This is a genomic window from Actinomyces sp. Marseille-P3109, from assembly GCF_900323545.1.
GTDB lineage: Bacteria > Actinomycetota > Actinomycetes > Actinomycetales > Actinomycetaceae > Actinomyces.
Map to the genome: position 1 here is coordinate 1 of NZ_OOHN01000004.1, position 4,814 is coordinate 4,814.

The window sequence follows — 4,814 nt, forward strand, 5'->3', positions numbered from 1 at the left end:
GGGTCTTGAGGCCGCGCAGCCACGGGCGAAGGTCCGTACTACCGTGCCGGCCGAGGACCTCGATGAGCGCTCCGACCTGGTGGGGCGCGACTTCACTGCCGACAAGCCTGGGCGTAAGTGGTGCGGACCTGAGTTGGCTCATTTAGTGTCGTGGTGGATGTTGTGGAGGGCTTGGTTGAGGTCGGGTGGGAGAGGGTCAGCGGCTGTGAGGGTGTGTCCGGCGATGTTGATGGTGATGGTGCGGTAGCGGCGTGCGGTGGTGATCAGGCGTCTGATGGACCAGCCGGTGGTGGTCTCCAGCCAGCGGGCCATGGCAAGGGCTGCGGTGACGATGGTCAGGTGGGCCTCGATGGACTGGCGCAGGTGGTGGTAGATGGGGCGTGTTCTCAGGTCGGACTTGGACATGCGCAAAGGACTTCTCGATGTTGTACAGGCGGTGGTAGGCGCTGATGACTGTCTCGGGGTCGGGGTTGGGCAGGTTGGTGACGTAGCCCTTCCACCCGGCCAGGGTGCGGGCCCTTTTCTCCAGGTCGCGGTTGATGCTCCGGGTGGCGCCCGACAGGTGCACGAAGCGGTTGCGCTTGACGGGGATCTTTCCTGCGACGGCTTTCTCGGCCTTGGCGACCTGGGTGTCGATCCCGCGTAGGGTGCGTCGGGCTCTGTCGGCGCTGTAGCGGTAGTAGATGGTCTCGTCGCGGCGCTGGTCACTGGGGCCGGCGGGCCAGGGCTGGGACTCGGGGTCAGCCCGTCGGGGACGTCCTGGTCGGGGTGGTTGTCGTGCCAGGAGCTGATCACGTGGGGGACGCGTGAGGTGCGTGAACCCAGCACGTAGGACAGGCCGGCTCTGGCCAGGGCCTGCCTGTTGGCGGCGCTGATCATTCCGGCGTCAGACACGACCACCACGTCGTCGAGGCTGTAGGCGTCCATGAAGTCGTTGATCATCGGGATCATGGTGGCGGTCTCGGCCTTGTTGCCCTCGAAGGCCCCGGCCCGCAGAGGGAACCCTGTCTCGTCAGTGAGCAGCCCTACCGTGATCTGCGGCTCCAGGCGTCTTTCCTTGGACAAGCCCGGCTCACGCAAGGCCGTCGGCCTTGTCGGTCTCGAAGTACAGGGTCGTCACGTCGAACAGGACCAGCCAGGCCCGGCCGATGCGGGCGTACCCGGCCAGCAGGCGTGACAGGTTCCGGGTGAAGTCCTCAGCGGCGTAGCTGGGCAGATGACGCTTGACTGTCGCGTAGGACACCGGTGACAGGCCCGCCTCGGTAAGGACCCGCAACGAGTCCTGCTTGCTGGTCGGCTCAATCAGTCTGGCGGTAACGAGCTGGCGGAAGACCTCGTCAGCACCGTCGAGTCGTTCAGCCCCACCGCCTTCCAAGCCGTCTCCAGGGCCTCCAGGAGCACTCCCATCCGGTTGGAGGCGATAGGTGCCACGCACCCCGCCCCAGCCGGTTCGTGCAGCGCAGAACCTGCGTCGTTCTCACTGTTCAGGCCCGGCAGGTCGAAGCTGAGCTGGCCGGCGTTGAGCCGTTGCCTGGCGATCTCCTTGAGCGCCGCCAGCTCGGCGTCATCATGGGCCGAGCCAATGTGCTCGATGCTGCGCGCCCCCTTCCGGGAGGAGTGCACGATCTGCACCGCACGGGCCCCCGACGCCGTCCTGACCGTGCGAACGTACGGACTCATACCCCCACGTTAGTGCGCACCCCAACCCACGCAACCCCCACAATCCCAACAACAACCAGCCCCCAGGCAACCCAACCACCCCACAATGAGCCAAGTCAGGTGTCGTGTCCGGGCAAGATCATCCAGGTCCTGGTGCTGGCAGCGGCCTATGAGAAGGTCGCCGACTCCACGTGCTCAGCGGCCACCATCCGAAGCAGACACGGGTGAGTGGATCGCCGCCGGGGTGTTCACCGCCGATGGGCAGGCTGCCCTGGAGGCCTACGACAAGGTCGTCGGCCTGGGCCTGGAGGACCTGTGCGTCGACGGCTGCATCCTCAAGGCGCCTTGCAGGGGCCAGGCCGCAGGCCCCTCACCAGTGGACCGGGGTAAGCAAGGGACCAAGCGCTCAGTAATGACCGAGGGCCACGGCATCCCCATCGGGGTGGTGGTCGCCCCCGCCAACCGGCATGACTCACCTCTGCTGGAACCCACCCTGGAGCGTCTGGGCAGGTTCGGCTTCGACCTGCCCGAGCGCATCACCGTGCACCTGGATGCCGGCTACGACAGCCGCAGGACCCGCGAGCTGCTTGAGGTGCTGGGCTGTGCCGCCCAGATCCCTGCCAGGGGCGCCCCCCCCTTGCAGGCCGGCCGGCGCTGGGTGATCGAGCGCATCAACTCATGGCACACCCGGGGCTTCCGCAGGCTCCAGGTATGCACCGAAATACACACACAGGTGATCGAGGCGTTCATCGCCCTGGCCAACACCATCATCACCATCAGGAACCTCATCCACCACGCCTGGACCACCCACCGCTGGGACCAACACCCCACCCACAAGCCCTAACCTAATGACGCGATCTCTTATTCAAAAACGCCCACCCAACTTGTAGAAGGTCGCCACCTCAGATCATCGGTGCGCCCGTGAGACTGCTTCCCAAAGTCGCGGAAACGGCATGTCAAGTCTAGCAGCCAGGAAGTGCGCCCCTGAAGTGTTGCCCGTTCCACGTTCGCTCGTGCCGATCATGTGAACCACAAGCTCCACGTGCGTCGCCTTCCACTTCCACACTTTCCGCGATAAATTCAACATTGCCGCAACCACTCGGCTGAGATTAGGTTCTGGACTTTCCGGAAAAACCAGGGAATCTAACTCAACCCCTGTTCGTTCACATGCCCCCTCAAGCGCTTCGAATAGTGGGCTTTGATGATGTGCATCCATTCCCAAGTCTCGATCTAGGGAGCGGAACTGGGTGGATTGACGTCCAGATGCGGTCCCAAGATTGCCTCGAAACTCCTTAAATCGACTAGGTGACATCATAGAAAGTACATCCAGGTGTCCTGTCATCATTTCAATCACCACAGCGCAACGCTCAATCACCTCGGCGGCTTGCATGTAATGTCCTTCTCGAAGCGCAGCTGCACCGACAGACAAATCTAGCAGCACCTGCGACAGCCATAACTCCGATGTTTGGTGAGTGACAATAAAAAAATGTTCTGCAGAATGTGTTGCACGCTCATCAGGACTAGTGAGGGGTGTAGGGAGGCTTAACAAGGACTCGATCTTCAGGTAACTTGAATAGTTCAGATTACTCATTGATGCGCCTTTCGTTTTTCGTGTCAACCTCGAGGCTTGCGTCAGTTTGTCGTCGCAAACAATGTCGATCCATTCGCATGCTTATAGCTTGGGCTGGAGCGGTAAAGCCTGAAGTGTGAATTGCTCACATCGGCAGTTCTCGATGCGCTGCCGTGACATTACATTAATGTAGCGCACCTCTTCAGTGTATGCAACCACTCGACGAGACTCATGAAGATGCCCACGTAAGAGGCTCGGTGCCTCATGTAGGACTGCCCGCGAAGCTCATGAACCGTGGTGGGCATGGGAAGTGGGTTGCCTGGTGCAGGCTAGTGTTGTGTGTCGTTAGTTGTTTTGTGGTTGGTGTTTAGGATGATGGGGGTATGGCGAATAGACCTGCTCCTGGACTGGTTCTGCGTGAGGGTGACCTGGAGGTGCTTGAGTCCTGGCTGCGTGCCACGATGGTGCCGGCCGGGCTGGCGCGGCGGGCGCGGATCGTGCTTCTGGCCGCTCAAGGGGTGGCCAACACCCGGATCGCGCAGGCGGTGGGGGTCAGTGTCCCCACTGTGGTCTCCTGGCGGCGCCGCTACCAGGCCGGGGGCCTACGCGGGTTGGAGGACGAGCCCCGCTCGGGGCGCCCCAGGAAGGTGTCCCGGGAGCGGGTCGTGGCCGCGACCCTGGCGCCGCCGCCCAGGAGGTACGGGGTCACGCACTGGTCGAGCCGGCTGCTGGCCCGTCACCTGGGTATCGGCAACGCCACCGTGGCGCGGGTGTGGCGCAGCTACGGGATCCAGCCCTGGAGGTCGGGAACCTTCAAGTACTCCACCGACCCCGAGCTGGTCGCCAAGGTCACCGACGTGGTGGGCCTGTACCTGGCACCCCGGACAACGCCGTGGTGCTGTGCGTCGACGAGAAGTCCCAGTTCCAGGCGCCAGGCCGCACCGCCCCGATGCTGCCCATGGCGCCGGGCAGCATCGAGCGGCGTACCCACGACTACACCCGTCACGGCACCTCCACCCTGTTCGCCGCCCTGGAGGTCGCCACCGGCCACGTCACGGCCGCCTGCAAGCCCCGCCACCGGCGCACCGAGCTGCTCGCCTTCCTACGCCAGGTCGCGCTTGCCTACCCCGACGACGAGTTGCACCTGGTGATGGACAACTACGCCACCCACAAGACCCCCGAGGTGCGCGCCTGGCTGGAGGCCAACCCCCGCATCCACGTCCACTTCACCCCCTCCAGCGCCTCCTGGCTCAACATGGTCGAGATCTTCTTCTCCGTCATCGACCGCCAGGCGATCCGCCGAGGAGTCTTCACCTCCGTGAAGGACCTTAACGCCAAGATCCGCGCCTTCATCAACGGCTGGAACCAACGCTGCCACCCATTGACCTGGACCAAGACCCCCGACGAGATCCTCACCAAATGCCAACCAAAAACAAACTAACAACACAAGACACTAATGAGCTGTGGGTCGCCGACATTCCCCCGCAAGCGGGAGGTGCCACCTCCTATGTGCGTACCTTCTCGGGGTGGGTCTATGTGGCTTTCGTGACTGACGTGTTCTCGCGGCGGATCATCGGCTGGCAGA

General features: G+C 63.2%; 1 protein-coding gene and 3 pseudogenes. 2 read left to right on the forward strand and 2 right to left on the reverse strand.

Going from position 1 to position 4,814, the window contains the following annotated elements; translation table 11 throughout:
* Positions 1–138: 138 nt before the first annotated feature.
* A pseudogene (locus BQ8008_RS00045) lies at positions 139–1,680 on the reverse strand (IS1634 family transposase).
* 114 nt (positions 1,681–1,794) lie between these two features.
* Here BQ8008_RS00045 and BQ8008_RS00050 point away from each other — a divergent pair.
* Positions 1,795–2,503, forward strand: a pseudogene (locus BQ8008_RS00050) (IS5 family transposase); the annotation flags it as partial.
* 63 nt (positions 2,504–2,566) lie between these two features.
* Here the strand turns inward: BQ8008_RS00050 and BQ8008_RS00055 are convergent.
* Positions 2,567–3,250 carry a tryptophan 2,3-dioxygenase family protein gene (locus tag BQ8008_RS00055; protein ID WP_108832281.1) on the reverse strand — a complete coding sequence of 228 codons (684 nt, stop codon included), beginning with the start codon at positions 3,248–3,250 and terminating at the stop codon, positions 2,567–2,569.
* Between the two features lie 362 nt (positions 3,251–3,612).
* On the opposite strand from BQ8008_RS00055, the pseudogene BQ8008_RS00060 reads away from it, so the two are divergent.
* Positions 3,613–4,686: pseudogene (locus BQ8008_RS00060) on the forward strand (IS630 family transposase).
* The last annotated feature ends 128 nt before the right edge of the window (positions 4,687–4,814 follow it).

Coding starts and splice junctions, on each gene's coding strand:
- BQ8008_RS00055 (WP_108832281.1), bottom strand. CDS start 3,250: ATGAGTAATCTGAACTATTCAAGTTACCTGAAGATCGAGTCCTTGTTA.